This window comes from Bacillus sp. JZ105 (assembly GCF_053903125.1).
In genome coordinates this window covers 2,300,416-2,327,362 of sequence record NZ_CP096387.1, presented here as the reverse complement: position 1 = coordinate 2,327,362, position 26,947 = coordinate 2,300,416, and the positions used below count along the sequence as shown (strand labels likewise).

Genomic DNA, 26,947 nt, shown 5'->3' with positions numbered 1-26,947 from the left:
GTCAGGCGTGTTTTTTGTTAGGCATTCGCTTGTTTTTCTTTTTCAGCTTCCATTTTTGCATAATGTTCTTCAGCGATTTTATCGATTTCTTTTTTCAGTTCTTCGACCATTGTTTCTTCCGGTACTTTACGAACAATTTCACCTTTACGGAACAATAAGCCTTCGCCTCTAGCGCCTGCAATTCCGATGTCCGCTTCACGCGCTTCACCTGGACCGTTTACAGCGCAGCCGAGAACAGCTACTTTAATCGGTGCTTTGATTTTAGAAATATATTCTTCGACTTCATTTGCAATGCTGATGAGGTCAATTTCAATTCGTCCACAAGTTGGGCAGGAGATCAGTGTTGCTGCATTTGATGCAAGACCAAATGATTTCAACAATTCACGTGCCACTTTTACTTCTTCAACTGGGTCAGCACTTAATGAAATACGGAGTGTGTTTCCAATCCCCATATTCAAAATAGCGCCAAGTCCAGCTGCACTCTTGACTGTACCTGCAAATAACGTACCTGATTCTGTAATCCCAAGGTGAAGAGGATAATCAAAGGCTTTAGCCGCTTTTTCGTATGCTTCAATTGCAAGGTTTACATCAGATGCTTTCATACTGACGATGATGTCATGAAAGTCGAGGTCTTCTAGAATTTTAATGTGATGCAGTGCACTTTCGACCATGCCATCTGCTGTTGGATAGCCGTATTTATCAAGAATTTTTTTCTCTAATGAACCAGCGTTTACGCCAATACGGATTGGAATGCCTTTTTCTTTTGCTGCTTTGACAACCGCTTCGACTTTTTCTCTTCTTCCAATGTTTCCTGGATTGATTCGGATTTTGTCTGCGCCTGCTTCTATCGCTTTTAGTGCAAGCTTGTAGTCAAAATGAATATCCACAACAAGCGGGATGTTAATTTGTTTTTTAATGTCCGCAATTGCATTTGCTGCACGCTCATCCGGACATGCGACACGCACGATTTGACAGCCTGCCTCTTCTAAACGTTTAATTTCAGCGACTGTCGCTTCGACATCATGTGTTTTGGTTGTTGCCATACTTTGAATGACAACCTCATTATTTCCACCTATAGTTAAAGGTCCCACTTTGACGGGACGCGTTTTAGTACGATGTGTGACTTCACTCACTTGTCAATCGCTCCTTAGTGTACAAGCAATCGTTTGCCGTGTACGTCGTGTTTTACAGTTCATATTGTAACAGTCTCTTTGTATGAATGACAAGGAATTAACGTTTTATCTCTTATAGACAGGAAACTTATATGTGCTGCCTGCCCTGATTTCGTTCGCTTTCACTCCTTGATTCAGCTCCTCGAAATCTTTAATGACATCATCAAGTGGCTTGCTTGTATGTACGATGGAGAGAACCGTTTCACCTTGTTTAACAGTCACATTCTTATAAGTCTTCTTCTCAGCTGTTTGAAGCGCACTTGCTGGAACGGCTGGATTTTCTTCAACAGGGATGGTTCCATTTTTTAAATCAAAAAAGATAATAAAGAGGACAAACAAACTGATTAGTAAAAAAAGAATTCGCCGCATTTTACTCACCGCTTTTAAGAGTTTACTTCAGTCTATGCATGTCCTGAAATGATAGAACCAAAAAGAGGAGAAAAGCTGGAAAGGATGGTTCTAGTTCGTTCTAGTATGTCTTGTAATAAAACTGCTTGGGTCGTTTGTGTAAATAAGAGGGCAAGCTCATATGACGATTATGATAAAATAAAAAAGGGGGGAGATTTAATGAAGAAAGTTAGTCAGCATATATATGTGAGAACACTAACAGAAAATGATGCAGAATCACTGTTAACATTAGAGCTTGAGAATCGCTCATATTTTCAGGAATTTACACCTTTGGTCAAAGATGATTTCTTCACGTTACCTCGTCAAATTGAACGGATTCAGCGGAGTAGGCAAAGAATTGCACAAGATGAATCTTACATGCATGGTATTTTCTTAAATGAAACAGGTGCTTTAATTGGGACGATCTCATTAAGTTCTGTCGAAAGAGGTCCGATAGAAGGAGCTTGGCTAGGGTATGTACTCGATCAAAGACAGGGCGGAAATGGATATATGACAGAAGCCATTCGTTTAATCATTGACTATGCCTTTTTTGAGTTGAATCTCCATCGGATTGAGGCTGGAGTAAAGCCAAGTAATAAGGGTTCCATTCGTGTACTTGAAAAGACAGGTTTTGAACTTGAGGGACTAAATCGTAAAAAAGTAAAGATTAATGGAGTATGGGAGGATCACTGTTTGTTTGCGATCATCCATCCAGATGAGTCCTAGCATGAATATACATAAAAAGCTCCTCCGAGCCGGGGGAGCTTTCATTGTGTTGACACATCCTGTTGGATGGATCATTTGCTTTTTTTGGCAGGTATTTCATTTACAACAAGATATAAAAAGATAAAGTTAATGCCCCAATTTAATAAAAATGAGTTTGCAACAGGCGTGTTCAATGCATTCATGATGGCGAAAAAGACCGTTGTTAGTGTGAGTGAATAAGCGGAGAGCTTCCAAAGCATTTGGAAGGAGAGCTCTTTTTGCTGCATTCGTTTAATAAATGTACCAAGCATCGCAAGGAATGTTGCGCTGATAAACATGAGAGCCGCAGTTGATAAATATAGCAGTACACTAATGACAGGGATGATAATCGCTTGGTTCTGATTTGTGACGCGGGCGAGCTCATCTTTTGTCAGCGTTCCACCAAGGAGCTGGTAGGGAATATCTGTCATTTGTCCATCGATGGCAATCACTGCTTTTTCCTTTAATAAAGCGATAGCCATTTGCTTTGATTCAAGCTCACTTGCTTTTATTTTTTCAGCAGGATCAAAGATGATCGTGATGCCGTTTTCTTCTTTTTCTATTGGTTCACTTTGATCCGCTTGAAGCTTTCCTTTTTCGATTGAAAAGTCGGGTAAATCTTTTTTGATCACATGCTGAAATCCTGACATCGCATTCGAAATCTCTTGGCTCATATAATACCCCTGAGGAACTGCTGCGATAATTGAGAGGATAAAAATGAATAAAATCGCTTTACCGATCCCTGTAAACCGTGCTTTAGCAATATCTTTTGGAGAATAAATTCCTTTTATCAATAGATTAAATACGTTCAATACCCATTCACTTCCTACATTCTTTTCTATTTCTCATATTGTATCAGTGTCTATCCATCAAGTACAAGTATGGCCTTCATCACTGGTTAAGATAGAGGGAATGAGGCATAATGTATACAGCATATAAAAAGGAGGCGGCGGGGTCTTGGACGTTCTGTATTGGATATTGATTGGCTGTGCATTTATCATTGCGTTTGTTGGACTGGTTTATCCAATTATCCCGAGTGTGGTCTTTATGGTTCTCGGATTTATTCTATATGGTTTCTTCTTTAGCTTCGAGCCGCTTACACTGACGTTCTGGCTTATTCAAGCCATGTTTACTGCCGTCTTATTTGCGGCAGATTATGTCTCAAACCTTATGGGGGTAAAGCGCTTTGGCGGCAGCAAGGCAGCTATTTGGGGAAGCACCATTGGGTTATTAGCGGGTCCTTTTGTGATACCCATTGCAGGAATTATTATTGGTCCATTTCTTGGGAGTGTCATCGCAGAGCTCCTTGTTCACCAAAAAGATTTGAAGACGAGTGTGAAGGTCGGATTAGGTTCATTAATCGGATTTGTATCAGGTGTTTTTGCAAAAGGATTGATTCAAGCGCTGATGCTGGGCATCTTTTTATTTTATGTTCTTCGCTAATTTTGAAAAACGGTGTTTAAAACTTTTTCAAAAGGGCTAAATACAAATTAAACACTGAAATGTTTCAGAACATGAGCAATAACGTTGAAACAAGCTGTTTCTTTTGATACTCTTTGAGTAGGGTGAATTGCTGACTTACAAAGGAAGCATTTCAGTACATACATTTTAAGGAGGAATTTAACCATGGCTTTTAAACTTCCAGAATTACCATATGCTTACGATGCATTAGAACCACATATCGACAAGGAAACAATGACGATTCACCACACAAAACACCACAACACATATGTAACAAACTTAAACAAAGCAATCGAAGGTGTATCAGCTCTTGAAGATCAATCAATCGAAGAGCTAGTGGCTAACCTAAACTCTGTTCCTGAGAACATCCGTACAGCTGTACGTAACAATGGCGGAGGACATGCGAACCACTCATTATTCTGGACGCTTCTTTCACCAAACGGTGGCGGCGCACCAACTGGTGAACTTGCAGATGCAATCGAAAAAGAATTAGGCGGATTTGAAAAATTCAAATCTGATTTCGCTGCAGCAGCTGCAGGACGCTTTGGTTCTGGTTGGGCATGGCTTGTTGTGAACAACGGAAAACTTGAAATCACAAGCACGCCAAACCAAGATTCTCCTTTAACTGAAGGAAAAACGCCAATTCTAGGACTAGACGTTTGGGAGCATGCTTACTACCTAAACTACCAAAACCGTCGTCCTGATTACATTTCAGCATTCTGGAATGTTGTGAACTGGGATGAAGTAGCTCGCCTTTACAGCGAAGCAAAATAATGATTTGATTTGAAAAGACCTGCTTCTCTTGAAAGCAGGTCTTTTTATATTTTCCCTCCTTTTTTTACATATCTGCCTTTTGATGAGACAGACTATTGTGTAGAAAAGGAGAATGAATGGTATGAGCAGATTAAAGAAAATGTTCGGGGACATGGATGTAACAAAAGATTTATTGCTCCTCCTCACGATTGGCGGGTTATACGCACTTGCCATTGCACTTTCGAATACGTTTGTAAACGTGTACTTATGGAAACAGTCTGGGAAATTCACGGATCTTGCGATTTATAACTTGGCCATTGTGGTGCTTCAGCCCATTACGTTTTTATTCGCTGGCCGGCTTGCAAAAAAAATAGACCGGGCGTTTGTCCTTCGTTTCGGTGTCATCTTTTTAGCCGCTTTTTATTTAATTGTCTTAATGGCAGGAGAACAAGCGGCCGCGCGGCTTGTTTTGTTGGGAAGTGTCCTTGGGATCGGCTATGGTTTTTACTGGCTTGCTTTTAACGTACTCACCTTTGAGATCACCGAGCCTGAAACTAGAGACTTCTTTAATGGATTTCTCGGGGTGCTTTCCTCAACTGCCGGCATGATCGGTCCTCTCATTGCGGGGATTGTCATTTCTCAGTTAACGGATGATACAGGCTACACAGTCATTTTCACATTATCGCTTTTTTTGTTTTCACTAGCGGTTGTGATGAGCTTTTTTCTTAAAAGAAGGCAGTCAAAAGGTAAATTTATGATCAAACAAATATGGAAAGAACGCCATGCAGACGAGAATTGGCGTAGAATTACAACAGCTCATTTTTTTCAAGGGCTTCGTGAAGGGGTCTTTGTCTTCTTAATCAGTGTCTTCGTGTTTATTGCAACAAACAGTGAGCTTGCTCTCGGGACGTTTGGTTTAGTGAATTCAGGTGTTGCCTTTTTTGCTTATTTCTTCGCTACACGTTTGATTAAGAAAAAGTGGCGGAAGAAGGCCATCATGCTTGGCGGGCTGATTTTATACGGCGCCTTGTTTTTAATCGTTTTCCACTTGTCCTATGTATCACTTCTGATGTATGCGGTAGCCATTGCGATAGGATATCCGCTTCTGCTTGTTCCTTATGTATCCTTAACATATGATGTCATCGGCCATGCAAGATACGCCAGAAAGGCCCGAATTGAATATATTGTAGTTAGAGAGCTATTTTTAAATGCCGGCCGTATTTGTTCGATTGTTTTGTTCCTGCTGTCTGTCACCTTACTAGGTGATGAGCTCGGAATCCCTGCATCACTTGTTGTGCTCGGAGCGGGACACACCCTCATTTATTACTTTGTAAAAGATATTCATTTGAAAGAAAAAACAGCTGATATGAAAGAGGCTGACGGTCAAAAGCCAGTTTCTCAAACGAACCTTATTAAGGGAGAAAGGTAAAATTTCTTACCTATGGAACATCAAATTTCTAGATAAATGATAGAAAAACCGCTAAAATGATGATGGCACCTTTTATACACAAAAAGGGGTGCCATTTCTTTCTTGATAGAAAAGGTGATGTGATGAGAAACAAGAAAAACAAAAAAGACGCGAAGGAAGGGCGCAAAACACTTCCGATCCGGCTGAATTTATTATTTTTAGCTGCCTTTATTATTTTTACCGGCGTTGTCGTTAGACTCGGGTTTGTGCAAATTGTCAATGGAGAAGATTATAAAAAGCAGGCAGAAAAACAAGAGGATGTGAATGTCAGCTCATCTGCTCCGCGCGGAAAAATTTATGATCGAAACTACAATACGATTGTCAGCAATAAAGCGCTGAATGCCATTACATATACGAGAACCTCGACGACTTCACAAGAAGAGCGGCTCAAAGTGGCAACAAAATTAGCGGATATGATTCATGTGAGTACGAAAAAAATCACAGATCGTGACAAAAAAGATTTCTGGATCTTAACGCATCCGAATGAAGCGAAAAAGCTTGTTCAAAAGGAATCAGAATTAAAGGGTGACGATAAGGTCTCTGATGATAAACTATATGAGCTTCAGCTAAATCGCATCACAGACAAGGAATTAAATCAACTGACGAAAAAAGATTTACAAGTGCTTGCCATTAAAAGACAGATGGATGGAGGCTATGCACTGACGCCTCAATTTATTAAAAATAAAGATGTAAAGCCAAGCGAAATTGCTTACGTCTCTGAGCATTTGGACGAGCTGCCAGGTGTTGATGTGACGACAGACTGGTCACGCAGCTACCCGTATAAAGGACTGCTCCGCAGTATGCTCGGCAGTGTGTCTTCGAGTGATGAAGGTCTTCCGCAGTCACTTCTTGAGCATTATCTATCACTCGGCTACAGCCGAAATGACCGTGTAGGAAAAAGCTATCTCGAATATCAATATGAAGATGTCCTGCAGGGCCAAAAGGAAAAAGAACAGAGTACAACTGATAAACAGGGCAATGTTACAAGCTCTAAAGTGTTAACAGAAGGTAAGAGCGGGAAAGATCTTGTGCTTACTATTGATATTCAGCTGCAAAAAGCGGTTGAAAAAATTATTGAAAAGAACTTGAGAAGTGCGAAACAAAGAGGGGGAACTGCGCTTCTTGACCGCGCATTTGTTGTCATGATGGACCCGAGAAATGGAGAGGTTCTCTCTGTTGCGGGTAAGCAGATTTCAAACAAAAACGGAAAATACAAATTCGATGACTACGCATTAGGAACGATGACATCCTCATATGCGATGGGATCAGCCGTAAAAGGGGCAACTGTCCTGACTGGATATAAAACAGGCGCTATTCATATTGGAAGCACCCAATACGATGAGCCTCTCTATATCGCCCAGTCGCCGCCAAAGAAATCCTATCAAAATATGGGACTCATTAATGATTTAACAGCACTAGAGCGTTCATCAAACGTATATATGTTCAAAACAGCAATCGCCATTGGGAAAAGCGAATATCGTAAGAATCAGCCGCTCCCAATTGATCCGAAAGCATTTGATACGTTCCGCTATAATTTCAGTAAATTTGGTCTTGGCGTCAAAACAGGTATTGACCTGCCAAACGAAGCAACGGGCTACAGAGGAACGTCTACACAATCGGGGCTCTTACTTGACTATGCGATTGGACAGTATGATACGTTTACACCGCTGCAAATGGCGCAATACGTTTCAACCATTGCAAATGGCGGGTACCGTTTACGTCCGCAGCTTGTCAAAGAAGTGAGAGAGCCAGATCCGCAGCGAGGCATTGGAGCTGTAACGGAATCCGTCAAACCGGATGTATTGAATAAGCTAGACATGACAAATGATGAAATCAAGCGTGTCCAGCAAGGTTTCAAGCTTGTGATGCAGAACCCAAGAGGGACAGCCTATTCAAACTTTGGCAACAAAAAGTATAATCCAGCTGGCAAAACAGGAACCGCTCAATCATTCTATGACGGTCCAATTAAAAGCAAGCGCGGTACACCGACGTATAACACAACTCTTGTTGCGTATGCGCCTGCTGATAATCCAGAAGTGGCCATTTCCGTTGTCGTGCCATGGGTGTATCAAGACTACAACCAGCGCTATCCAATTACAAACGATATTGGTGAACAAGTATTAGATAAGTACTTTGAACTGAAATCAAAACAGGAAAGCAATGATACACAGGCGAAAAACAAAAACAAAATTGAAAATGAAGCAGAAACAAATAACTAGACCTTTCATAGGTAAAAACGCTCACTTTTTGTGGGCGTTTTTTTACGTTTTCTTCAAAAATTCCGATATAAATTGACAAAATTCATAAAAAACGCCGCAATTTCTCTACAAAACTTCGACATTTACAAAACCTTAACATTCCATTTAAACGAAATTAATAAAGAACCTTTAATGTATTACTCGTAGGACAAATTATTCAGGGGGTATTCTTGAAATGAAAAAGAACAAATTATGGCTGCTTACTTTCCTTACTATCGCATTGTTAGCATTCGTCACAGCATGCGGAAACAGCAGCTCAAGCGGAGATTCAAAAGACAGTAAAGGAAATGCTTCAAACAAAGATGAGGCATCAGGTTCCATTACCATCTCAGGATCATCTGCGATGCAGCCTTTAGTTCTTGCGGCAGCAGAAAAATTCATGGATAAACATCCAAAAGCCGATATTCAAGTACAAGCCGGCGGTTCAGGAACAGGACTTTCTCAAGTTTCAGAAGGATCTGTACAAATTGGTAACTCAGATGTATTCGCTGAAGAGAAAGACGGAGTCGACGCAAAAGCTTTAAAAGACCACAAAGTAGCAGTTGTTGGAATGGCCGCAGCTGTAAACCCTGAAGTGGGTGTCAAAGACATCACAAAGGACGAATTGAAAAAAATCTTCACTGGTAAAATCAAAAACTGGAAAGAGCTTGGCGGGAAAGACCAAAAAATCACGCTTGTTAACAGACCTGATTCTTCAGGAACACGTGCAACATTTGTGAAATATGCACTTGATGGTGCAACACCTGCAGAAGGAATCACAGAAGATTCTTCAAACACAGTGAAAAAGCTGATTGCAGAAACACCAGGTGCGATTGGATACCTAGCATTCTCTTATTTAACAGATGACAAAATTACACCGCTTAGCATTGATGGTGTGAAACCAGAAGAAAACAATGTAGAAAGCGGTAAATATACAATTTGGGCATACGAGCACTCTTATACAAAAGGTGAGCCGGAAGGTCTAGCAAAACAATTCTTAGATTACCTTATGAGTGACGAAGTACAAAAAGAAATCGTCAAAGACCAAGGCTACATCTCAGTCTCTAATATGAAAGTAGAAAGAGACGCAACAGGCAAACAATCGGATAAGTAAGAGGTCTTGAATTGCTGATGAAGGAAAAGTGGAGCATTTCACTTTTCCTTTTATGACATTCATAGGAGTGTAGAAAAAGATGAAGCAGATAGAACATACAGAAGCGAGCGATCGGCTGATCAGCTCGAAGAAAAATAGGCAAATGGATGAAGTAAGAGGAAGTATTTTGGTGAAATTCTGCGCATTCTTAATGATTGCAGTATCCATCGCCATCACCATCTTCCTTGGCATTAAGGGTTTACAATCTTTCATCGTAAATGGTGTAAGCCCAATTGAGTTCTTAACCAGTATCAATTGGAACCCAACAGCAGAAAACCCGGAGTACGGCGCATTTCCTTTTATCTTTGGATCGATCGCCGTCACGCTTCTATCGGCACTTATTGCAGCGCCGCTAGGCATCGCAGGAGCGATCTTTATGACAGAAATTGCACCTGCATGGGGCCGGAAAATTCTCCAGCCAGTCATTGAATTGCTTGTAGGGATTCCATCCGTTGTTTACGGATTCATAGGTCTTACAGTATTGGTGCCGTTTATCGGACATTTCAAGTCAAGTGGCTCAGGGCATAGCGTGTTAGCAGGAACGATTGTCCTGTCTATTATGATTCTGCCAACCGTTACATCTATTGCAACTGATGCAATGGCTTCCCTTCCAAAAAGTTTACGTGAGGGATCGTATGCACTTGGCGCTACGAGATGGCAAACGATTAGACGTGTGCTTGTACCAGCAGCTCTTCCAACATTAATGACAGCAGTTGTTCTTGGAATGGCAAGAGCATTTGGTGAAGCCCTTGCCGTTCAGATGGTCATTGGAAACACGCGTAATTTACCAGAGAGCATTATGGATACAGCTGGTACATTAACAACCATTATTACGTTAAACATGGGTCACACAACGTATGGAAGTGTTGAAAACAATACACTTTGGTCAATGGGGCTTGTCCTTCTAGTTGTATCGTTTATGTTCATACTCATTATCAGATACTTGTCGTCTAGGAGGAAGATTTAATGAATAGCAAAATGACCGATCGTTTTGCCACGTTTGTTTTTGGATTATGTGCCGCCATTATTACGGCGATCCTAGTTGGTTTGTTTTCTTATATCATCTTCAACGGTGCAAAAGAATTAAATTTTGACTTTTTGACAACCCGCTCAAGTGCAATTGGCTCTGGCGGCGGCATTAGGGATCAGCTGTTTAACTCGTTTTACATTTTGTTTATAACAATGCTGATCACAGTACCACTTGGTGTCGGCGGCGGAGTGTACATGGCTGAATATGCGCCTCAAAACAAAGTCACTGATTTTATTCGCACATGTATCGAAGTGTTGTCTTCACTTCCTTCTATTGTCATTGGTATGTTTGGTTTACTCATGTTTGTCAATTTAACAGGCTGGGGCTATACAATCATCGGAGGAGCTCTTGCGCTCACGGTGTTTAACTTGCCAGTGATGGTCAGGGTGACAGAAGACGCACTTCGCTCTGTACCGAAGGATCAAAAGGAAGCATCACTTGCCCTTGGTGTGACGAAATGGCATACAGTGAAGACGGTCCTGATTCCAGGTGCGATTCCTTCTATTATTACCGGTGCGATTTTAGCATCTGGAAGAGTCTTCGGGGAGGCAGCAGCGCTTCTTTTCACAGCAGGTCTCACCACACCGCGTCTTGATTTTACAAACTGGAGTCCATTTTCTGATACGTCACCGCTGAATATTTTTAGACCGGCAGAAACATTGGCCGTTCATATATGGAACGTCAATACACAAGGAATTATTCCAGATGCAGAGGCCATTGCAAATGGTGCCTCAGCCGTACTTGTGCTTTCAGTTTTAGTATTCAACTTAGGAGCTAGATGGCTTGGTTCATTTATTCATAAAAAGCTTACGTCAAAATAATGTGAGAGAGGTGTGAAGGGGATATGGTTCAAATGCTAGCAGAAAAAAAAGAGATTGCAGCAAAAAAGGCTCCACTTCAAGCGGAACAGATTTTACAGGTGCAGGATTTAAGCATTTATTATGGTGAAAAAAGAGCGGTCAATCACATTTCATTTGAAATTGAGAAGAACGCAATTACCGCATTAATCGGCCCATCTGGCTGCGGGAAATCAACCTTTTTACGCAGCATTAACCGCATGAACGACTTGATCCCAGGTGCGAGAAGTGAAGGGGCGATCATGTACGAAGGACTCAATATTTTGGATGACCGCATTAATGTGGTGAATTTAAGAAGAGAAATAGGCATGGTTTTCCAAAAACCAAACCCATTTCCTAAATCGATCTACAATAACATTACCCATGCGTTAAAATATGCGGGTGAAAAAAGAAAATCAGTGCTTGATGATGCGGTAGAGGAAAGCTTAACAAAAGCGGCGCTTTGGGATGAAGTCAAAGATCGTCTGCACCGGTCGGCTTTGTCATTATCCGGCGGTCAGCAGCAGCGGCTTTGTATTGCGCGTACACTTGCGATGAAGCCCAGCGTTCTATTATTAGATGAACCCGCTTCTGCTCTAGACCCGATCTCAAATGCAAAAATTGAAGAGCTATTATCAGATTTGAAAAATGATTATTCGATCGTCATTGTGACACACAACATGCAGCAAGCGTTACGTGTATCTGATCATACGGCCTTTTTCCTGAACGGTGATCTAGTAGAATATGATGCTACTGAACGTATCTTTACACGTCCTGCGCAGCAAAAAACAGAAGACTATATCAATGGTCGATTTGGATAAGGCGGGTGGATTTTGATGAATGCAGTAGCAACTGAAACAGCCAAAAAAGAAGTGTTTCGCGTGAATGATATGAACCTTTGGTACGGACAGCATCACGCACTCAAGCATATTGATTTAGACATTAGAGAGCATGAAGTCACAGCAATTATCGGTCCGTCCGGCTGCGGAAAGTCAACGTTTATCAAGACCTTAAATCTTATGGTCAGAACAGTGCCAGGTGTGAAAATTACCGGAGATATGATGTATAACGGCGACAATATTTTAAAAGGCCGCGTTGATCTAGTGGAACTGCGTAAAAACGTCGGGATGGTCTTTCAAAAAGGAAACCCATTCCCTCAGTCTATCTTTGATAATGTCGTCTACGGGCCAAGAATTCACGGCGTGAAGAGCAAGCAGCAATTGAAAGAAATCGCTGAAAAAGCGCTTCGTGATGTTGCCCTTTGGGATGAAGTGGAAGATCGATTAAGTGCACCTGCATTAGGTCTTTCCGGCGGTCAGCAGCAGCGGCTTTGTATCGCAAGAGCGATTGCTACAAGCCCAGACATCTTACTAATGGATGAACCAACATCAGCGCTTGATCCTGTCTCAACATTAAAGATTGAAGAATTGATTATGAAATTAAAAGAGAAATACACGATTGCCATTGTGACGCATAACATGCAGCAAGCGGCGAGGGTATCAGATAGAACAGCCTTCTTTTTAATGGGGGAACTTGTTGAGGTCAATGATACGAATGTGATGTTCTCTGACCCAAATGATCAAAGAACAAATGATTATATATCTGGTCGATTTGGATAATAAACCCCCCCCTGGAGGTCAGCGCCGCCAGGGGGTTTTGTTGTTATTTTGTTAAGGCTTTGACGATTTGTTTGAACGTCATCCCTGTTTTTAAATTGAACTTGCCTGCACGAATTTCTTTATGGTAGCCGGCGTCAATCACGTAATCATTAAAATCTTTAGACGAGTTGATGATGCCGTCCTTTTCAAGCATGTCTGAAATATCACTTGTGCTCATCCCGTTTTTAATGACGAATTTGACCGATTTGCCTTTATCATTCTTAGAATCGCCGTCTTCACTTGCCTTCAGTGCTTTTTCTTTATAATCAAGAAGCTGCTGATAGGTTTCACGGCTGACGGAGACTTCTTTTTTAGAGTCTAAATAGTTTTTCACGTCAGTGTCTGTTACTTTCGCTGCGAGGGTTTCTTTTGTTGTCGTATCAGCAGCCGCTTCATCTTTTCCAGTGAGGAAAAAAACGATCGCCAGAACACCAGTTGCAAGAATCATACCTGCTGCAAACGTTTGGATGCTTTTTTTCGTCATACAAGCACCTTCTCGTTGTCTTTAATGATCATGTTGACCTCTTCTACAGATACATGCTCAGCGCGCGCAATGGCTTCAGGAGACATGCCATTTTGATGTTTTGAAATGATTTGTCTTGCAATAGCTGGATCAACTTCTGAATGTTTGCGGACGACGATATTTGTTTCAAGCAATTCTTCTTCAAGAACCTTCATTTTCTTTTTCAGTTTATAGATTTCTTGCATTGCAGATAGTTGAAGTGTTTCAAGTTCCTGCTCGACTTCTTTAATCGGCTCTCTTTGAAAATATGAGAATGCGATCAGTACGATACTGACAACAAGCAATCCGATAATTGCAATTTCCATGTTTCATCACCTTTTATTCATATTTTAATGCTGAAAGCCATAAAAGGCTTTCATGATTGTTTCAGACAGTTTTCGACCCTTCTTTTTTATACCATAAAAAAGCTAGTTTCAAAAGGAATTGCTGAAAAAATCACCTTTATTTCATCTTTTTTCTTTTTATATGAAAAACGAGTATGAAAATCTTGCTCGCTGTCAAAATAAAAGAGGGCTTCTCATGTATACAGTACGACAAAGAGTGAGGTTTTATAGGGGAGCAGGCCATTTTTCATGAAATGACCGTACGATTCGTATAAGACCGCGGACAGATTGCACTGAAATTCAAATTGGTGAAAAAACATTCTAGCATTCCTAAGCTAGAAGTGGTATTATAGTTAGGTCTGAATGTGAATTGATTTTAGTTTGGAGGGAAAAACATGCGCGTAAATATTACTCTAGCTTGCACTGAATGCGGTGAGCGTAACTATATTACTAAAAAGAATAAGCGAAACAATCCAGATCGCGTTGAATTCAAAAAGTATTGCTCACGTGATAAAAAACAAACTTTACATCGTGAAACAAAGTAAGCAGCAGGGAATTTTCCTGCTGTTTTTTATGATGGGAGATGATCTGTGTGAAAAAGGAACTTCGCCTTCAAACATTAGCCAAGCTGGATCAAATGAGTGCCGAGGAATTTAAGCGAAGCACCGCTTTACTTCATGAGCGCTTGTTTCAACTGCCAGCATGGAAACAAGCGGATACGGTTGCACTCACCATGTCTAGAGGAAAAGAGGTACCGACAAAGCCTCTTATTGAAAAAGCCTGGCAGGAGGGGAAAACAGTATGTGTACCCACCTGTTTTCCGGAAACAAAAGAGATGACGTTTTATGAATATACACCGGAAACGAAAATGATATCCCGCTACTTTGGGCTAGCGGAGCCAGATCCTCTTACGTCGGCCGCTGCATCTAAAGAATCAATCGATTTGATCATTGTGCCTGGCGTGTGCTTCGATCGACAAGGCTACCGTATCGGATATGGGGGCGGCTATTATGACCGCTACTTAGCTGACTATCACGGCAAAACGCTTGCCCTTTGTTTGACAGTACAGCAAACCGAGCATATCCCGGCTGAAACGCACGACATCCCGGTCTCAATCATGGTCAGTGAGAAAGGTACCATATATCCAAAATAAAAGTCCGCTGCTTATACGTAAGAACGGACTTTTTGTGTTGAGCGAAGGTGCTTGTTTGTGATCAAAAGTCACAAGAACGATAGCGATCAACATTCTTCATTAAAAGGCATTTTAGCTGGCGGGGGGATATGTTTTGAAAAAAATTCGTGGAAAGAAAAGATACTTCCGTAATATGTGGGAGGAAGTGAATACTTGTGACTTAAAACTTGATCGTGATTCATGGTTTGATTTTTGGCATAGAGCATATCAAAGCTCATATCGCTTTATATCATAGGCGGCTAAAACAGCTTGAAAGCTTTGAGCTTGGATTTGTATTAAAGCGATAAAAATGCTGGTTCATGCATAAACAAATCCTATTTAAGCCACGATACGAACATAGGAGGGAATATGATGAATAAAATGATTTGGAGCATTGTGTTCACACTATTTGCATTCGTTCTCGTGCAAAATCGTTATCGTCTCATGAATTTGGCTTTAGGGCAAAATCAAGTCCGGCACTTTTTGATTAAATGGCTGATGAAAATCCCATATTTTCGGACGAAATTTATTCGCCAAGCATTCTAATCCCGCAAAAGCCGGGATTTTTTTGTTTAGAAATGCGGATAAGAACGATTCTTGCTATAATAATGTAAAAAATGGAGCGCGACTGTATGAATATCATAGATAGTTTATTTTGGCGAGTTGTTGATGAACTAAGACAAAAAGGATACGAGATGATCCAAAGTCCTTACCCAGAAAATGAAATTTTTTTTGAAGCACCACGAAACTCAGGTTATGATCTCATCCGTCTATATAGAAAAGATGTGAATTTCAGGCAGGAGATCGTTCGTGATATCGAGGAGCAAACATATCGGATCAATCAGCTGAGAGAAGCTATGCGTAAACGATCTCTTCATCTCCTGCAGCTGCAATTTACAACTGATGTTCCAGTAGATGATTGGGAAGACCTAAACGGTCAGCCGCAAAAAGAGAATAAGGTGACAGTTACTCCTGTGTTACTCAATGCAGATGTGCTTCAAAACGATGTAAACGAACTGCAAAAATGGCTGAATACATCGCTTGCAGTTGATGTAGAAGAAGCGAAGAAAGACACAGCTGAGGATGCCATGCAGCTGAAAATGAACGTGCTCCAGGCATTTGATGATCAGGAAAAGCAGCGTGAACGAGAATTGGCCGTTTTTCAAAATGGCAGACCCATTTTCACCTACTTGCTGATTGCTGTTCAAGTGGTGATGTTTCTTTTACTTGAGCTGTCTGGCGGAAGTACCAATACCGCAACTTTAACAGCATTTGGTGCTAAAAATAATGTGCTGATCTTAGAGGGTGAATGGTGGCGCCTTATGACACCAATGTTTTTACATATTGGCTTGACGCACTTACTCTTTAATACTTTTGCTCTTTGGTCCGTCGGAGCGGCTGTTGAGAGAATTTATGGATCGGGAAGATTTTTGCTCATCTATTTCATTTCCGGCATTTTTGGCTCCATATCGAGCTTTGTGTTTAATACGGCAATTGCAGCCGGCGCATCAGGCGCGATCTTTGGCTGTTTAGGCGCACTGTTATATTTAGCCATCTCAAACCGAAAGCTTTTCTTCCGAACGATGGGGACAAATATTATTGTCATTATCCTCATCAACTTAGGAATAGGCTTCACCGTATCAGGTATTGATAATTCAGGGCATCTTGGCGGCCTGGTTGGCGGTTTTTTCACCGCGTTAGCTGTCCGTCTGCCTAAACAGGTGCAGCCTGTTAAAATGCTTCTTGCGAGTGCTGCTTTGCTCTTTATTGGCGGTTTTGGATTGTATACAGGGTTTCATTCTGACGATCAAAAGGAAGCAGCGGCAGCAAGTGAGGCAGCGAGTTTATTTGATGAGAAAAAATATAGCGAAGCAAGTGAACGACTCGAGGAATATGTGCACGATAAAGATGCATCAGCTGAGGCACTTCATATCTATGCACTATCGGAAGCGCAGCAGGGCCGTCTTGATAAGGCCATTCAATTTTTACAAAAGTCTCTGGAAAAAGATCCAGATGATCCAAATAAACTGTATCATTTATCGTTGTTATTCGTAGAAAAAGGAGAGACAGCGAAAGCAGAGGATCTATTAGAAAAAGCGTTAAAGCAAGATCCTCAAAATGATCAATTTTTAAAGTTGAAACAATATATCGAAAATAGTCAAACACGTTGAATGACTTGACTGAAAGCGCATTTATGAATACGCTTATCCTATCTGTTGATGAGAAGAAATGGTGGAAACAATGAAAACGTTATATGATGTACAGCAGATGCTCATGAGATTTGGAAATTATGTGTATTTCGGAGATCGTGAAGTAGAATTAGAATTTATGGCAGACGAATTGAAGGAAATGTATATATCGGGCATTATTGACCGGACCGAATGGTCAAACGCAATGACGATTCTTCAAATGGAACTAGCCAAATTAAATCGAAAAACAATGTGAAGGTGGAGGGCATATGACAGGGGATTGGTTTGTAGGTATTGATCTTGGCGGTACGACAATTAAGCTTGCGTTCATTAATCTATATGGTGAAATTCAGCATAAGTGGGAGATTCCTACGGATAAATCCGGGCAGACGATCACAGTCGATATTGCCAAATCAATTGACCATAAACTGGTTGAAATCAGTATGCCAAAATCAGCACTAATTGGGATCGGAATGGGTGCACCTGGACCTGTCGATAAAGTATCTGGAATCGTCTATAAAACAACGAATCTAGGCTGGACAAACTATCCGTTGAAAGATCACCTAGAGGCAGAGACAGGACTTCCATCTGTCATTGAAAATGATGCGAATATTGCTGCACTCGGTGAAATGTGGAAGGGTGCAGGAGATGGCGCAAAAAATATCTTGATGGTCACACTTGGAACGGGGGTCGGCGGCGGCATCATCGTCAACGGTGAAGTTGTTCAAGGGGAGACAGGTGCTGGCGGAGAAATTGGCCATATTTGTGCCATTCCATTCCAAGGAGCACCGTGTAACTGCGGAAGAACAGGCTGTATTGAAACGATCGCATCTGCGACTGGCATCGTCCGGATTGCAAAGGATAAATTAGAAACCGAGCAGCATACATCCTCACTTGGCAAGCTCGCTTCGCTGTCAGCAAAGAATGTATTTGAAGCGGCAGAAAACGGAGATGATCTTGCAATGCGTGTCGTAGAAGAAGTGACCACACATCTTGGACTTGTCCTAGCGAATCTAGCCAGTGCTTTAAACCCAACAAAAATTGTGATTGGCGGCGGTGTTTCAAAAGCAGGGGAGCTTCTTCGCAGTAAAGTAGAGCGCGTTGTGAAACAACATGCGTTCCCGCCTTGCGCAGACGATGTTGAAGTGGTAATCGCATCACTCGGAAACGATGCGGGTGTCATCGGCGGTGCATGGATGGCAAAAACCAAATGGCTGTCTTGAACAAAAAAGTCATAATGATGTCATTTTTATTAAAAAAAGCGATAGATAGGCATGAAATTAGATGTTTAGCATATTCATAAGGTTGTCATGAGGAAAAAGACATTGATTTTCCATCATATACAGGATAAGATATACTTTAGTTATTTTTCTAGAAGCACCAATAATTAGGGTATATCTAGAGCCTGGGTGCGCGCTTAGCATAAGGAGGTTACAATGCGAAAGAATAGATTAAAGGCGATTTCATTTTTACTGATTGCGACATTGCTGATGTGGGTCAAAACCTATGTTATCTATAAATCTAGCTTCAATATTAAAATTGAAAATTTCATGCAGGAGTTTATCCTGTTTATTAATCCGCTTAGCTTTCTCTTGTTTATCTTCGGTATCGGTTTATTTTTCAAAGAAAAAAATCGCAATCGATATATCATCGTGACAAGCTTTATCCTAACATTCGTTTTGTTAGCCAACATTGTGTTTTATCGATTCTATAGTGACTTTCTAACCATCCCCGTCCTATTTCAAACAAACAATATGGGTGACCTCGGGTCCAGTATTACCTCTTTAATTGAACCAGTCGATTTACTGATGTTCGTTGATATCATCATTTTGATTTGGCTCTATAAAAAACAGCCTTCCTTTAGAACAGATGTCACCGTTTCACGAAAAGAACGAGCGGCATATTACTTATTTGTGGCAGCTACATTTTTCTTTAACCTTGGTTTAGCTGAAACAGAACGACCAGAACTGCTTACTCGCTCATTTGACCGTGAGATGCTGGTGAAAAATATCAGCTTATATAACTTCCATATTTATGATGGGGTATTGCAATCGAAGCAGTCCGCCCAGCGAGCTCTTGCTGACAGTAATAGTTTAACTGAAATTGAAAACTATGTAAGCGCAAATCAAACAGACCGTAATGAAAAGACATTTGGTCAAGCAAAAGGACGAAATGTCATTCTTGTATCACTTGAATCTACACAGAGTTTCGTGATCAATGAAAAATTAAACGGGAAAGAAATTACTCCGTTTTTAAACAAATTGATCAAGAAGAGCTATAACTTTACTAATTTTTATCACCAAACAGGTCAAGGGAAAACATCTGATTCAGAGTTTATTGTAGATAATTCTCTTTATCCACTTGGAAGAGGAGCTGTGTTCTTCACAAATCCAAGCAATGAGTTTACAGCGACACCTGAGCTGTTAAAGGATGAGGGCTACCACTCTTCTGTTATTCATGCGAATAACAAAAGCTTCTGGAACCGTGACCTTATCTACGATAGCTTTGGCTACGATAAGTTCTTTGATATTAAATCATTTGATGTGAATGAAGAAAACTCAGTTGGCTGGGGACTGAAAGATGGTCCGTTCTTTGAGCAGTCCGCTGAATTAATGAAATCGATCCCGCAGCCTTTCTATACAAGATTGATCACATTAACGAACCATTTCCCTTTTGATTTAGATGAAGAAGATAAGCTCATTGATGAATATGATTCAAAGAGCAAAACGCTGAACAAGTACTTCCCTACAGTGCGTTATCAAGATGAAGCCCTTAAGCTTTTCTTTAAAAAGATGAAGGAAGCTGGGTTATACGATAACTCCATTTTTGTTTTGTATGGGGATCACTACGGAATTTCTGAAAACCATAACGAAGCCATGGGACAATTTTTAAATAAAGAGATTACGCCATTTGAAGAAGTACAGCTTCAAAAAGTCCCGTTTGTTGTACACATTCCAGGGGTAACGGATCAACATCCAAAAGAAATTGATACGGTAGGCGGTCAGGTCGATATCCGTCCAACTGTACTCAATCTTCTAGGGGTTGATACAAGTAAACAAATTCAATTTGGTCATGATCTTTTATCGAAAGATACGAATGACTTTACAGTACTCCGTGATGGAAGCTTTATTACGAAGGACAGTATTTTTACAGATGGTGTTTGCTACAATAAAGAGACAGGCGAGCCAGCAGATGATAAAAACGTGTGTCAGTCTTATGAAGAGAAGGCGAAGCAGGAGCTTCAGTTCTCTGATCAAATCATCTACGGGGATCTCCTTAGATTTTATGATCGAAACAGCCCGGACCATTCACCATCCAAAAAAGAAGGTGAAACGGAGCTGAAAAAGGCGTCCTAATAGATGAAAAAACCTCTGCTATTTTAGAAGCAGAGGTTTTCTTTTTTTGTCTGACGGTTCATATAGTATGAGAGGAGGGATGTAAATGAAGACAACGTCGTTTGGAAAAATTGAATGGCAGCTGGATGAAGCAGGAAGGGATGCTGTGGCAAAACAGCTTGGTATTGGCAAAGCGGCTTTTCATTTATCTAATCAATCAAGCACTGATAACCTTCTTTTACCGGGATATAGACTTCCAGAAGGAGTCCATGTATTTGATTCGATAGGTGATGTGCAGAGATTTATTGCACCTTACAGGCTGCAGCAATCCGATGATTGGATCAATGGAACATTTGAATATGATAGCGCTCAATTAGAAGATGAGCTGAGCCGCTTGAAAGCCGTATTTCCTTTTCTTCATATCAGCGTCATTGGCCATTCAGTGCTTGATACACCTATTTATGAGATCCGAACAGAGCCTGTTCAGCATTTACATTCTATTCATCTCAATGCCTCATTTCATGCAAATGAATGGATCACGACGTCTGTTTTATTAAAATGGCTGAAATCGCTTTGCTTAGCAGCGTCTGACCCGGTTCAGGCAAGACATGATGAAGCGGTTCATATCCTGCAGACCACCGCTTTATCCATCGTGCCAATGGTCAATCCAGATGGAGTGGATTTGGTTCGTAATGGACCGGAGTCACTAGGTCTTCATCGTGAAGAATTCACTCCGCTAAACGGTGGAAATACTGATTACCAGGAATGGAAAGCAAATATTCGAGGGGTGGATTTAAACAATCAATTCCCTGCTTATTGGGAGATCGAGTACTATCGTCATCAGTCGAAGGCACCGTCCTACCGGGATTATCCTGGGCGCGAGCCATTAACAGAACCAGAAGCGAAAGCGATGGCCAATCTTGCGTTGCGAAAACGATTTGACCGGCTGATCGCCCTTCATACACAAGGAGAAGAGATCTATTGGGGGTTTCTTGGCCATGAGCCAGCCATCTCAAAAGAAACGGTCAAACGATTCGAACTAGTGAGCGGTTACAAACCGATCCAATATCTCGACAGCTATGCAGGCTATCGCGATTGGTTTATTTATCAATTTCATAGTGAGGGCTATACAGTCGAGCTTGGTCTAGGGAAAAATCCTCTTTCCATGGATCAATTTGATTCGATCTATGAAAAAACAAAACGGCTTTTGTGGGAAGCGTGTCAGTGTTAAAAGCACCTGTCTGGTGCTTTTTCATATTCTGAGAAACAATCAATTGCTTATGGTCAATAAAAACAATGTTGAAGTAATTGACGAAGGCTTTCTTGTAAGTTATTGTGAAAGATATGGATGTAAAAAAAAGGATATGATTTAGGGAGATGTCGACTATTGAGTGCTCAAAGCCTGTGGAAAAGAAATTTTACTTATCTATTTGTTTCTAAAATGTGCAAAATTACGGCTGATAGTTTATCTTTCAACACCATCTTGTGGCTTTTAGTACTAGGAGGGAAAGGGGCCATAGGGACAGCTTTTTTTATTGCAGTCAGCTTTGTTCCTCAAGCGATTGTTGGACCATTTATTACGCCTATGATGAAGCCGCATCAATTGAAATTTTGGATGTGTTTTGCTGATTTAACACGAGGAGCGATTATCCTTGTGATCGTGGTTAGTTACTTTTATGGTTTCACACCATTAGTCCTCATCATTGGCTGTATGCTGCTGCATTCGGCGACAGGAGGCTCCTATGAACCGGCATCTGTATCGATTATCCCAAAGCTTGTTCATGAGGACCTCATACAAAAAGCGAATGCAACGATCCAATCAGCAAGTCATGTAGTAAGACTTGTGACGGTCACGATTTGTGGTGTCATGATTGCATTTGTAGGCGTAGGTTATACAATGCTTGTGATCATTCCTCTTTACTTTTTGTCCGCTTTATTGGTGTTCATGATTTCATATCAAACAGAAGTCATCATCGATAAAGCCAAAAAAGGGTTATCTTACGGCAAAAGATTAATTCGAGGTTTTTCACTTGTTAGAAGCCATCATATTTTGTTTCCATTAGCGATTTTTTGTGTCTGCTCAAACTTTGCTGCGGCACCATGGGAAGCATTGTCTGTTATTTATTTAACGGAAGACTTACATAGTGGACCGGTCGTCTATTCATTCATCAAAGTCACAACCGCACTAGGCGCATTTTTGATGGGATTTGTTTTGACAAAGATAAAAGTGAATCGGTATGGATTGCTGTTTATAGGTGCTGGGATCGTTGATGGAATCGCCTTCTTCATCACAGGTATGAATGCATTGTTACCACTTGTGTTTATATCAGCTTTTGCTTTAGGAGCAGCCATTAGTGCAGTTAACGTACCCGAACATACGATGATTCAATTGTCAGTTAAGGCAGAGGATCAGCCGCAAGTGTATGCGATTATCAATATGATTTCTTACTTAATGATTCCGTTAGGCGCCCTCATTGGCGGTTATATGGCAACACTGTTTGGGTCTGGGTATGTCATTGCGGCTGGCGGCATCATTGAAGCTGTTTCAGGTATATGCCTGCTTCTGTTTACAAAGATCGGGAAGGTAGAGAGAGCGGATTTGACGATAGAACGAGACAAACCTGCCGTAAACGCAACGTAAGCATGGCAGGATTGAATGAGGATAGGTTACAATAAGGACGAGAAAACATGAGAATTTGATTGAAAGGGGAAAAACGATGGCTATAGCAGACGTCACCATCATTCCGATAGGCACTGAAACACCAAGTGTCAGTGCTTATGTAGCAGATGTACAAAGAATTTTAGAAGGCTTTCAACAAGAAGGGAAAATCAAATATCAATTAACACCGATGAATACGTTAATTGAAGGTGAATTATCCGTTTTATTTGAGGTCATTCAGCGTATTCATGAAGCCCCTTTTGAAAAGGGACTGCACCGAGTAGCGACCAATATTCGCATCGATGACAGACGGGATCAAACCACAACACTTACAAGCAAATTAGAAAGCGTGAATAAGCATTTAAATCAATAAAAAAAGCCTGCTAAATGCAGGCTTTCAGCGTGTAGACAAACCCTCGCATTCTTTGTCAGTCCTGCGCGCTGGTGCTCACGAATGTTAAATTCGCTCCGCAAAAGTAGCCGTCCTTCCTAGACTTCAAAGGTTTTCTATCACGCTGAAAAGAAGACAAAGGGCTAAAATAAAAATCATTTTAGCCCTTTGTAGGAAATCTGAAAGCCTGCTATATGCAGGCTTTTTAATGTGCAGTTGGATAACCGCTATAGATGATGGTCATGACAGTGAACCATCCAAAAACCAAAAATGTAGCGCCTGCAAAAGCGATGGCAAGTACGTTCACTTTTTTTAGTGAGCGATAGATACCGAGCGCAGCTAAAATCGTGACTAGACCAAAAATAATGACGAGCATCATGTGAAAGTCCCCCTTTGTCATCAATCCCCTTGATTTCCTTTCTTTTCATTTTAACCGTTTTCATAAAGCTTGTCGAGTAGATTCCAGTTGACGATTGTTTGAATTTTTATTGAATAGCCTTCATAATAAAAAAGAATGAATAAAGTAGGTGATGAAAATGAATTGGAGAAGAATGCCTCTAGGCTATGTACAAGCGAACGCATATATTTGGAAAAATGAGCAGGGAGAATGCTTAATTTTTGATCCAGGCGGTGAAGCGCAAAAACTGATTTCCTATGTAAAAGAAAAACAGCTCACACCGCTTGCTGTTTTATTGACACATGCTCATTTTGATCATATTGGTGCGGCAGATGAGGTGCGCGAAGAGTGGGGAGTGCCGCTCTATGTACACGAAAATGAAAAAGAATGGCTCACGAACGCTGAATTAAACGGTTCAGCTCGATTGATTGGGAATGGAATTACGGTTAAAGAAGCTGAAAAATTGATTACGTCAGAAGGAACGCTTCAAATTGGATCGTTTACATTAGAAATGTTCCATACACCTGGGCATTCACCTGGCAGTGTGTCTTACTATTCGGCGGAAGAGGGCTTTGTTATTTCTGGTGACACGCTATTTGAAGGCGGCATCGGAAGAACAGATTTAGTAGGCGGCAGTCAGGAAGTACTGCTTCAATCCATCCATCATAAATTATTGTCATTGCCAGAATCAACTCTTGTTTTAAGCGGACATGGCGGGGAAACGACTGTGCTGGCGGAGCAGGAGCAAAATCCGTTTATCAATGGATTTTCTCTTTAATTGCAGGCATGAAAAAAGCATCTCTTTCAAAGAGATGCTCAGCGTGTAGACAAACCCTCGCATTCTTTGTCAGTCCTGCGCGCTGGTGCTCACGAATGTCAAATTCGCTCCGCGCCAGTGCTCGTCCTTCCTAGACTGCAAAGGTTTTCTATCACGCTGAAAAGAAGACAAAGGGCTAAAATAAAAATCATTTTAGCCCTTTGTCAACAATCTGAAGCATCTCTTTCAAAGAGATGCTTTTTTCAATTAATGTCCGGTACCGGGAACCATGATGAAAATCGAATAATATGTAAATCCGGCAAAGAAAATCGTCAAGTACGCTCCGAAAATGTAAATATACATTCTTTCGGATAAATTCAAGTAGGATAAAAATACAAAAAGAACGGTTTGACCGAAGAACAGCAGAGATGCATCTTTCATATGTCCTAAATAGAACATGACAGCAAAAATACCCGTCCAAAAGCCAAGCACGCGGAACATGCGATTCATTTCTTTCCCTCCCCTTAATAACCCCTTTGATTCATATTATAGCTGATCGTCACTTGTTATGTAAACATTTACATTTTTGACATCATGTGAACAATTTATTTTGAATGTAGAAAAAATTTTTTTGAAAAAATGAAGAAAAAGTGTTTATGCCGAAAAACATGAGGGTACTTACTCCATAAGAGAAAAGGTTAACGACCTAAGGAGGAAGACTAATGAGTGACATTACTTTTTATTCATACCCGAGCTGCACGTCTTGCCGCAAAACAAAACATTGGTTAAAGGCGAATCAAATTGATTTTAAAGAGCGTCACCTATTCAGAGAAACACCAACACTAGATGAATTAAAAAAGATTCTTTCTTTAACAACAGAAGGAATGGATGAAATTTTAGCCACACGAAGTCAGGCTTTTAAAAGCTTAAATTTAAATATTAATGACTTAAAAGTAAACGAGGTCTTACAGCTTCTCATTGAAAAACCAAAGCTGCTCCGGAGACCAATCATCATTGATGGGAATAAATTAGTGGTTGGCTATAATCCCGGAGAACTCATGAAAATATCGAAGAAGAAAGCGATTCATCAATCGGTTTCCTAATAAAAAACGAAGATCAGCTGAAACAAGCTTCAGCCGTCTTCGTTTTTGTGCTGAACTGGGCTAGCTGGGTTCGAACCAACGATCACGGAGTCAAAGTCCATTGCCTTACCACTTGGCTATAGCCCAATATCAAACGTGTAATGTTATTGTTCACCATCTGCGGTCATTTATACATAAAAGTTGTATGCCACGAGTTTTAGTGAAAAAGGAGCGAAAGAAATAAATGAAAAATGAAAAATCAAAGCAATTATATGAATTTATCCTAAAAGAAGCCCCTGTCATGACCGAAGAATGGCTAAAAACAAGAACAGAAGAAGGCTCATTATATTCTAAACATGCTTCAGAGGAAACGGAAAAGAAGCTGAAGGAACAGAACACAGCGTTTATTCAAACCATTGCAGCAACGCTTGTGACACTGTCAGACAAAGTAGAAAACCATTTGAAAAAGTGGTCTGTTGATATTGCACGTGATCGAGCAGTGCACGAAGTGCCGTTATATGAAATCATTGGACAATTTAAGATCTTCCGCCACATTTTCTGTTCGAGAATTGAGACATTCACCCAAGAAACAGAGCTTGAAGTAACGCTGCAAGATGTGTGTCAATGGAATCAGCACTTTCACGCCACATTTGATGATATGATTGAGCGTTTATCAGAAGAATATGACCGCGTGACACTCAATCAGCTGAATGCACAAAGAGAGATGATTCAAGAACTGAGTGCCCCTGTTATTCCAGTATCAAAGGAAATTGGGATTTTGCCGCTGATTGGAGAGATCGATACGTACCGGGCCAAAATCATTCTGGAATCCGTACTAGAACAGGCTTCGAGACTGCGTCTGACGCACTTATTTATTGATATTTCAGGCGTGCCGGTTGTTGATACGATGGTGGCTTATCAGTTGTTTAAAGTGGTCGATAGTGCGAAGCTTCTAGGAATTGAGACGATTATTTCAGGCATCCGCCCCGAAATTGCTCAAACTGTTGTGAAACTGGGCATTGATTTCTCAAAAGTAAATACTGAGCATAGTCTTGCAAAGGCGTTAGAAAAAAGAGGATTTCGTATCTTTGAAGAGCAGCCGCAAGAAGTCACATCATGACCAAAAAACCTGCACTTGTAAAAGTCAGGTTTTTTTATATGCTCTTTTCTAAAAAATGATGTAATGCATCGTGAGTTGAGGGTTTTCATCATTTATTAGTT

30 protein-coding genes and 1 tRNA gene are annotated in these 26,947 nt (G+C 40.8%); 23 read left to right on the top strand and 8 right to left on the bottom strand.

What is annotated here, in order from left to right; genetic code table 11:
- Window positions 1-17: 17 nt before the first annotated feature.
- The gene (gene ispG, locus M1D81_RS11875; RefSeq protein WP_024423001.1) at window positions 18-1,133 is read right to left on the bottom strand and encodes a flavodoxin-dependent (E)-4-hydroxy-3-methylbut-2-enyl-diphosphate synthase; all 1,116 of its coding nucleotides are present in this window, start codon (window positions 1,131-1,133) and stop codon (window positions 18-20) included.
- Window positions 1,134-1,238: 105 nt separating this feature from the next.
- Window positions 1,239-1,541, bottom strand: a complete 303-nt coding sequence (locus M1D81_RS11870) for a hypothetical protein (protein WP_039180007.1) — start codon at window positions 1,539-1,541, stop codon at window positions 1,239-1,241.
- A gap of 198 nt (window positions 1,542-1,739) precedes the next feature.
- Here M1D81_RS11870 and M1D81_RS11865 point away from each other — a divergent pair, with 198 nt between their 5' ends.
- Window positions 1,740-2,285, top strand: coding sequence for a GNAT family N-acetyltransferase (locus tag M1D81_RS11865; RefSeq protein WP_456266801.1), 546 nt, complete (start codon window positions 1,740-1,742; stop codon window positions 2,283-2,285).
- 71 nt (window positions 2,286-2,356) lie between these two features.
- Here M1D81_RS11865 and M1D81_RS11860 read toward each other — a convergent pair whose 3' ends face one another.
- Complete coding sequence (locus M1D81_RS11860) at window positions 2,357-3,115, bottom strand: DUF1189 domain-containing protein (protein ID WP_456266802.1); 759 nt, start codon at window positions 3,113-3,115, stop codon at window positions 2,357-2,359.
- Window positions 3,116-3,260: 145 nt separating this feature from the next.
- On the opposite strand from M1D81_RS11860, the gene M1D81_RS11855 reads away from it, so the two are divergent.
- From M1D81_RS11855 to pstB (M1D81_RS11815), 9 genes are all read left to right on the top strand, one after another.
- Window positions 3,261-3,746 carry a DUF456 domain-containing protein gene (locus M1D81_RS11855; RefSeq protein WP_456266803.1) on the top strand — a complete coding sequence of 162 codons (486 nt, stop codon included), beginning with the start codon at window positions 3,261-3,263 and terminating at the stop codon, window positions 3,744-3,746.
- A gap of 183 nt (window positions 3,747-3,929) precedes the next feature.
- On the top strand, window positions 3,930-4,538 hold the full coding sequence (gene sodA, locus M1D81_RS11850) for a superoxide dismutase SodA (RefSeq protein WP_007501264.1): 609 nt from the start codon (window positions 3,930-3,932) through the stop codon (window positions 4,536-4,538).
- 121 nt (window positions 4,539-4,659) lie between these two features.
- Window positions 4,660-5,946, top strand: coding sequence for an MFS transporter (locus tag M1D81_RS11845; protein WP_024422996.1), 1,287 nt, complete (start codon window positions 4,660-4,662; stop codon window positions 5,944-5,946).
- A gap of 122 nt (window positions 5,947-6,068) precedes the next feature.
- Complete coding sequence (locus M1D81_RS11840) at window positions 6,069-8,204, top strand: peptidoglycan D,D-transpeptidase FtsI family protein (RefSeq protein ID WP_456266804.1); 2,136 nt, start codon at window positions 6,069-6,071, stop codon at window positions 8,202-8,204.
- Window positions 8,205-8,418: 214 nt separating this feature from the next.
- Window positions 8,419-9,336 carry a phosphate ABC transporter substrate-binding protein gene (locus M1D81_RS11835; RefSeq protein ID WP_456266805.1) on the top strand — a complete coding sequence of 306 codons (918 nt, stop codon included), beginning with the start codon at window positions 8,419-8,421 and terminating at the stop codon, window positions 9,334-9,336.
- Between the two features lie 79 nt (window positions 9,337-9,415).
- A complete protein-coding gene (gene pstC / locus M1D81_RS11830; protein WP_024422994.1) occupies window positions 9,416-10,342 on the top strand; it encodes a phosphate ABC transporter permease subunit PstC in 927 nt (308 codons plus the stop codon).
- On the top strand, window positions 10,342-11,226 hold the full coding sequence (gene pstA / locus M1D81_RS11825; protein WP_456266806.1) for a phosphate ABC transporter permease PstA: 885 nt from the start codon (window positions 10,342-10,344) through the stop codon (window positions 11,224-11,226). The genes pstC and pstA overlap by 1 nt, the downstream gene beginning before the upstream one ends.
- A 23-nt stretch (window positions 11,227-11,249) precedes the next feature.
- Complete coding sequence (gene pstB, locus M1D81_RS11820) at window positions 11,250-12,062, top strand: phosphate ABC transporter ATP-binding protein PstB (RefSeq protein WP_024422992.1); 813 nt, start codon at window positions 11,250-11,252, stop codon at window positions 12,060-12,062.
- Window positions 12,063-12,077: 15 nt separating this feature from the next.
- Entirely contained in the window at window positions 12,078-12,860 is a 783-nt protein-coding gene (pstB, locus tag M1D81_RS11815) for a phosphate ABC transporter ATP-binding protein PstB (RefSeq protein ID WP_456266807.1), read from the top strand.
- Between the two features lie 43 nt (window positions 12,861-12,903).
- Here the strand turns inward: pstB (M1D81_RS11815) and M1D81_RS11810 are convergent, their stop codons facing one another.
- Entirely contained in the window at window positions 12,904-13,383 is a 480-nt protein-coding gene (locus M1D81_RS11810; RefSeq protein ID WP_456266808.1) for an endolytic transglycosylase MltG, read from the bottom strand.
- Complete coding sequence (locus tag M1D81_RS11805; protein WP_456266809.1) at window positions 13,380-13,727, bottom strand: hypothetical protein; 348 nt, start codon at window positions 13,725-13,727, stop codon at window positions 13,380-13,382. The genes M1D81_RS11810 and M1D81_RS11805 overlap by 4 nt, the downstream gene beginning before the upstream one ends.
- Before the next feature lie 413 nt (window positions 13,728-14,140).
- Here M1D81_RS11805 and rpmG point away from each other — a divergent pair, with 413 nt between their 5' ends.
- The 10 genes from rpmG (at window position 14,141) to M1D81_RS11755 (ending at window position 23,472) form a co-directional block, all read left to right on the top strand.
- Entirely contained in the window at window positions 14,141-14,290 is a 150-nt protein-coding gene (rpmG, locus tag M1D81_RS11800; protein ID WP_008360061.1) for a 50S ribosomal protein L33, read from the top strand.
- Between the two features lie 47 nt (window positions 14,291-14,337).
- On the top strand, window positions 14,338-14,898 hold the full coding sequence (locus tag M1D81_RS11795; RefSeq protein WP_456266810.1) for a 5-formyltetrahydrofolate cyclo-ligase: 561 nt from the start codon (window positions 14,338-14,340) through the stop codon (window positions 14,896-14,898).
- A gap of 390 nt (window positions 14,899-15,288) precedes the next feature.
- A complete protein-coding gene (locus M1D81_RS11790; protein WP_456266811.1) occupies window positions 15,289-15,462 on the top strand; it encodes a hypothetical protein in 174 nt (57 codons plus the stop codon).
- Window positions 15,463-15,548: 86 nt separating this feature from the next.
- Complete coding sequence (locus M1D81_RS11785) at window positions 15,549-17,087, top strand: rhomboid family intramembrane serine protease (RefSeq protein ID WP_456266812.1); 1,539 nt, start codon at window positions 15,549-15,551, stop codon at window positions 17,085-17,087.
- A gap of 70 nt (window positions 17,088-17,157) precedes the next feature.
- Window positions 17,158-17,361: a YqgQ family protein gene (locus M1D81_RS11780; RefSeq protein WP_456266813.1), complete on the top strand. Its 204-nt coding sequence runs from the start codon at window positions 17,158-17,160 to the stop codon at window positions 17,359-17,361.
- A gap of 13 nt (window positions 17,362-17,374) precedes the next feature.
- Window positions 17,375-18,328 (top strand): ROK family glucokinase, encoded by a 954-nt coding sequence (locus M1D81_RS11775; protein WP_456266814.1) that lies wholly within the window; start codon window positions 17,375-17,377, stop codon window positions 18,326-18,328.
- Between the two features lie 213 nt (window positions 18,329-18,541).
- Window positions 18,542-20,461, top strand: a complete 1,920-nt coding sequence (locus M1D81_RS11770; RefSeq protein WP_456266815.1) for an LTA synthase family protein — start codon at window positions 18,542-18,544, stop codon at window positions 20,459-20,461.
- Window positions 20,462-20,546: 85 nt separating this feature from the next.
- On the top strand, window positions 20,547-21,671 hold the full coding sequence (locus tag M1D81_RS11765) for a M14 family metallopeptidase (protein WP_456266816.1): 1,125 nt from the start codon (window positions 20,547-20,549) through the stop codon (window positions 21,669-21,671).
- Window positions 21,672-21,827: 156 nt separating this feature from the next.
- Window positions 21,828-23,081, top strand: a complete 1,254-nt coding sequence (locus M1D81_RS11760; protein WP_280149440.1) for an MFS transporter — start codon at window positions 21,828-21,830, stop codon at window positions 23,079-23,081.
- Window positions 23,082-23,157: 76 nt separating this feature from the next.
- Window positions 23,158-23,472, top strand: coding sequence for an MTH1187 family thiamine-binding protein (locus M1D81_RS11755; RefSeq protein WP_024427984.1), 315 nt, complete (start codon window positions 23,158-23,160; stop codon window positions 23,470-23,472).
- 223 nt (window positions 23,473-23,695) lie between these two features.
- Here M1D81_RS11755 and M1D81_RS11750 read toward each other — a convergent pair whose 3' ends face one another.
- A complete protein-coding gene (locus tag M1D81_RS11750) occupies window positions 23,696-23,869 on the bottom strand; it encodes a DUF2759 domain-containing protein (protein WP_003217333.1) in 174 nt (57 codons plus the stop codon).
- A 157-nt stretch (window positions 23,870-24,026) separates the two neighbouring features.
- Here M1D81_RS11750 and M1D81_RS11745 point away from each other — a divergent pair, with 157 nt between their 5' ends.
- A complete protein-coding gene (locus M1D81_RS11745; RefSeq protein WP_456266817.1) occupies window positions 24,027-24,665 on the top strand; it encodes an MBL fold metallo-hydrolase in 639 nt (212 codons plus the stop codon).
- Window positions 24,666-24,911: 246 nt separating this feature from the next.
- Here M1D81_RS11745 and M1D81_RS11740 read toward each other — a convergent pair whose 3' ends face one another.
- On the bottom strand, window positions 24,912-25,154 hold the full coding sequence (locus M1D81_RS11740) for a DUF2626 domain-containing protein (protein ID WP_003217440.1): 243 nt from the start codon (window positions 25,152-25,154) through the stop codon (window positions 24,912-24,914).
- 212 nt (window positions 25,155-25,366) lie between these two features.
- Here M1D81_RS11740 and M1D81_RS11735 point away from each other — a divergent pair, with 212 nt between their 5' ends.
- Entirely contained in the window at window positions 25,367-25,747 is a 381-nt protein-coding gene (locus tag M1D81_RS11735; protein ID WP_007501232.1) for a Spx/MgsR family RNA polymerase-binding regulatory protein, read from the top strand.
- A gap of 55 nt (window positions 25,748-25,802) precedes the next feature.
- Here the strand turns inward: M1D81_RS11735 and M1D81_RS11730 are convergent.
- Window positions 25,803-25,873 (bottom strand) — tRNA-Gln (locus M1D81_RS11730).
- A gap of 97 nt (window positions 25,874-25,970) precedes the next feature.
- On the opposite strand from M1D81_RS11730, the gene M1D81_RS11725 reads away from it, so the two are divergent.
- The gene (locus M1D81_RS11725; RefSeq protein ID WP_456266818.1) at window positions 25,971-26,846 is read left to right on the top strand and encodes an STAS domain-containing protein; all 876 of its coding nucleotides are present in this window, start codon (window positions 25,971-25,973) and stop codon (window positions 26,844-26,846) included.
- Window positions 26,847-26,947 lie beyond the last annotated feature (101 nt).

Bases quoted from the DNA above. Each gene is read 5' to 3' on its own strand.
- M1D81_RS11870 (WP_039180007.1), bottom strand. From the start codon at position 1,541: ATGCGGCGAATTCTTTTTTTACTAATCAGTTTGTTTGTCCTCTTTATT.
- M1D81_RS11865 (WP_456266801.1), top strand. From the start codon at position 1,740: ATGAAGAAAGTTAGTCAGCATATATATGTGAGAACACTAACAGAAAAT.
- sodA (WP_007501264.1), top strand. From the start codon at position 3,930: ATGGCTTTTAAACTTCCAGAATTACCATATGCTTACGATGCATTAGAA.
- M1D81_RS11845 (WP_024422996.1), top strand. From the start codon at position 4,660: ATGAGCAGATTAAAGAAAATGTTCGGGGACATGGATGTAACAAAAGAT.
- M1D81_RS11840 (WP_456266804.1), top strand. From the start codon at position 6,069: ATGAGAAACAAGAAAAACAAAAAAGACGCGAAGGAAGGGCGCAAAACA.
- M1D81_RS11835 (WP_456266805.1), top strand. From the start codon at position 8,419: ATGAAAAAGAACAAATTATGGCTGCTTACTTTCCTTACTATCGCATTG.
- pstC (WP_024422994.1), top strand. From the start codon at position 9,416: ATGAAGCAGATAGAACATACAGAAGCGAGCGATCGGCTGATCAGCTCG.
- pstA (WP_456266806.1), top strand. From the start codon at position 10,342: ATGAATAGCAAAATGACCGATCGTTTTGCCACGTTTGTTTTTGGATTA.
- pstB (WP_024422992.1), top strand. From the start codon at position 11,250: ATGGTTCAAATGCTAGCAGAAAAAAAAGAGATTGCAGCAAAAAAGGCT.
- pstB (WP_456266807.1), top strand. From the start codon at position 12,078: ATGAATGCAGTAGCAACTGAAACAGCCAAAAAAGAAGTGTTTCGCGTG.
- M1D81_RS11810 (WP_456266808.1), bottom strand. From the start codon at position 13,383: ATGACGAAAAAAAGCATCCAAACGTTTGCAGCAGGTATGATTCTTGCA.
- M1D81_RS11805 (WP_456266809.1), bottom strand. From the start codon at position 13,727: ATGGAAATTGCAATTATCGGATTGCTTGTTGTCAGTATCGTACTGATC.
- rpmG (WP_008360061.1), top strand. From the start codon at position 14,141: ATGCGCGTAAATATTACTCTAGCTTGCACTGAATGCGGTGAGCGTAAC.
- M1D81_RS11790 (WP_456266811.1), top strand. From the start codon at position 15,289: ATGAATAAAATGATTTGGAGCATTGTGTTCACACTATTTGCATTCGTT.
- M1D81_RS11785 (WP_456266812.1), top strand. From the start codon at position 15,549: ATGAATATCATAGATAGTTTATTTTGGCGAGTTGTTGATGAACTAAGA.
- M1D81_RS11780 (WP_456266813.1), top strand. From the start codon at position 17,158: ATGAAAACGTTATATGATGTACAGCAGATGCTCATGAGATTTGGAAAT.
- M1D81_RS11775 (WP_456266814.1), top strand. From the start codon at position 17,375: ATGACAGGGGATTGGTTTGTAGGTATTGATCTTGGCGGTACGACAATT.
- M1D81_RS11770 (WP_456266815.1), top strand. From the start codon at position 18,542: ATGCGAAAGAATAGATTAAAGGCGATTTCATTTTTACTGATTGCGACA.
- M1D81_RS11765 (WP_456266816.1), top strand. From the start codon at position 20,547: ATGAAGACAACGTCGTTTGGAAAAATTGAATGGCAGCTGGATGAAGCA.
- M1D81_RS11755 (WP_024427984.1), top strand. From the start codon at position 23,158: ATGGCTATAGCAGACGTCACCATCATTCCGATAGGCACTGAAACACCA.
- M1D81_RS11750 (WP_003217333.1), bottom strand. From the start codon at position 23,869: ATGATGCTCGTCATTATTTTTGGTCTAGTCACGATTTTAGCTGCGCTC.
- M1D81_RS11745 (WP_456266817.1), top strand. From the start codon at position 24,027: ATGAATTGGAGAAGAATGCCTCTAGGCTATGTACAAGCGAACGCATAT.
- M1D81_RS11740 (WP_003217440.1), bottom strand. From the start codon at position 25,154: ATGAATCGCATGTTCCGCGTGCTTGGCTTTTGGACGGGTATTTTTGCT.
- M1D81_RS11735 (WP_007501232.1), top strand. From the start codon at position 25,367: ATGAGTGACATTACTTTTTATTCATACCCGAGCTGCACGTCTTGCCGC.
- M1D81_RS11725 (WP_456266818.1), top strand. From the start codon at position 25,971: ATGAAAAATGAAAAATCAAAGCAATTATATGAATTTATCCTAAAAGAA.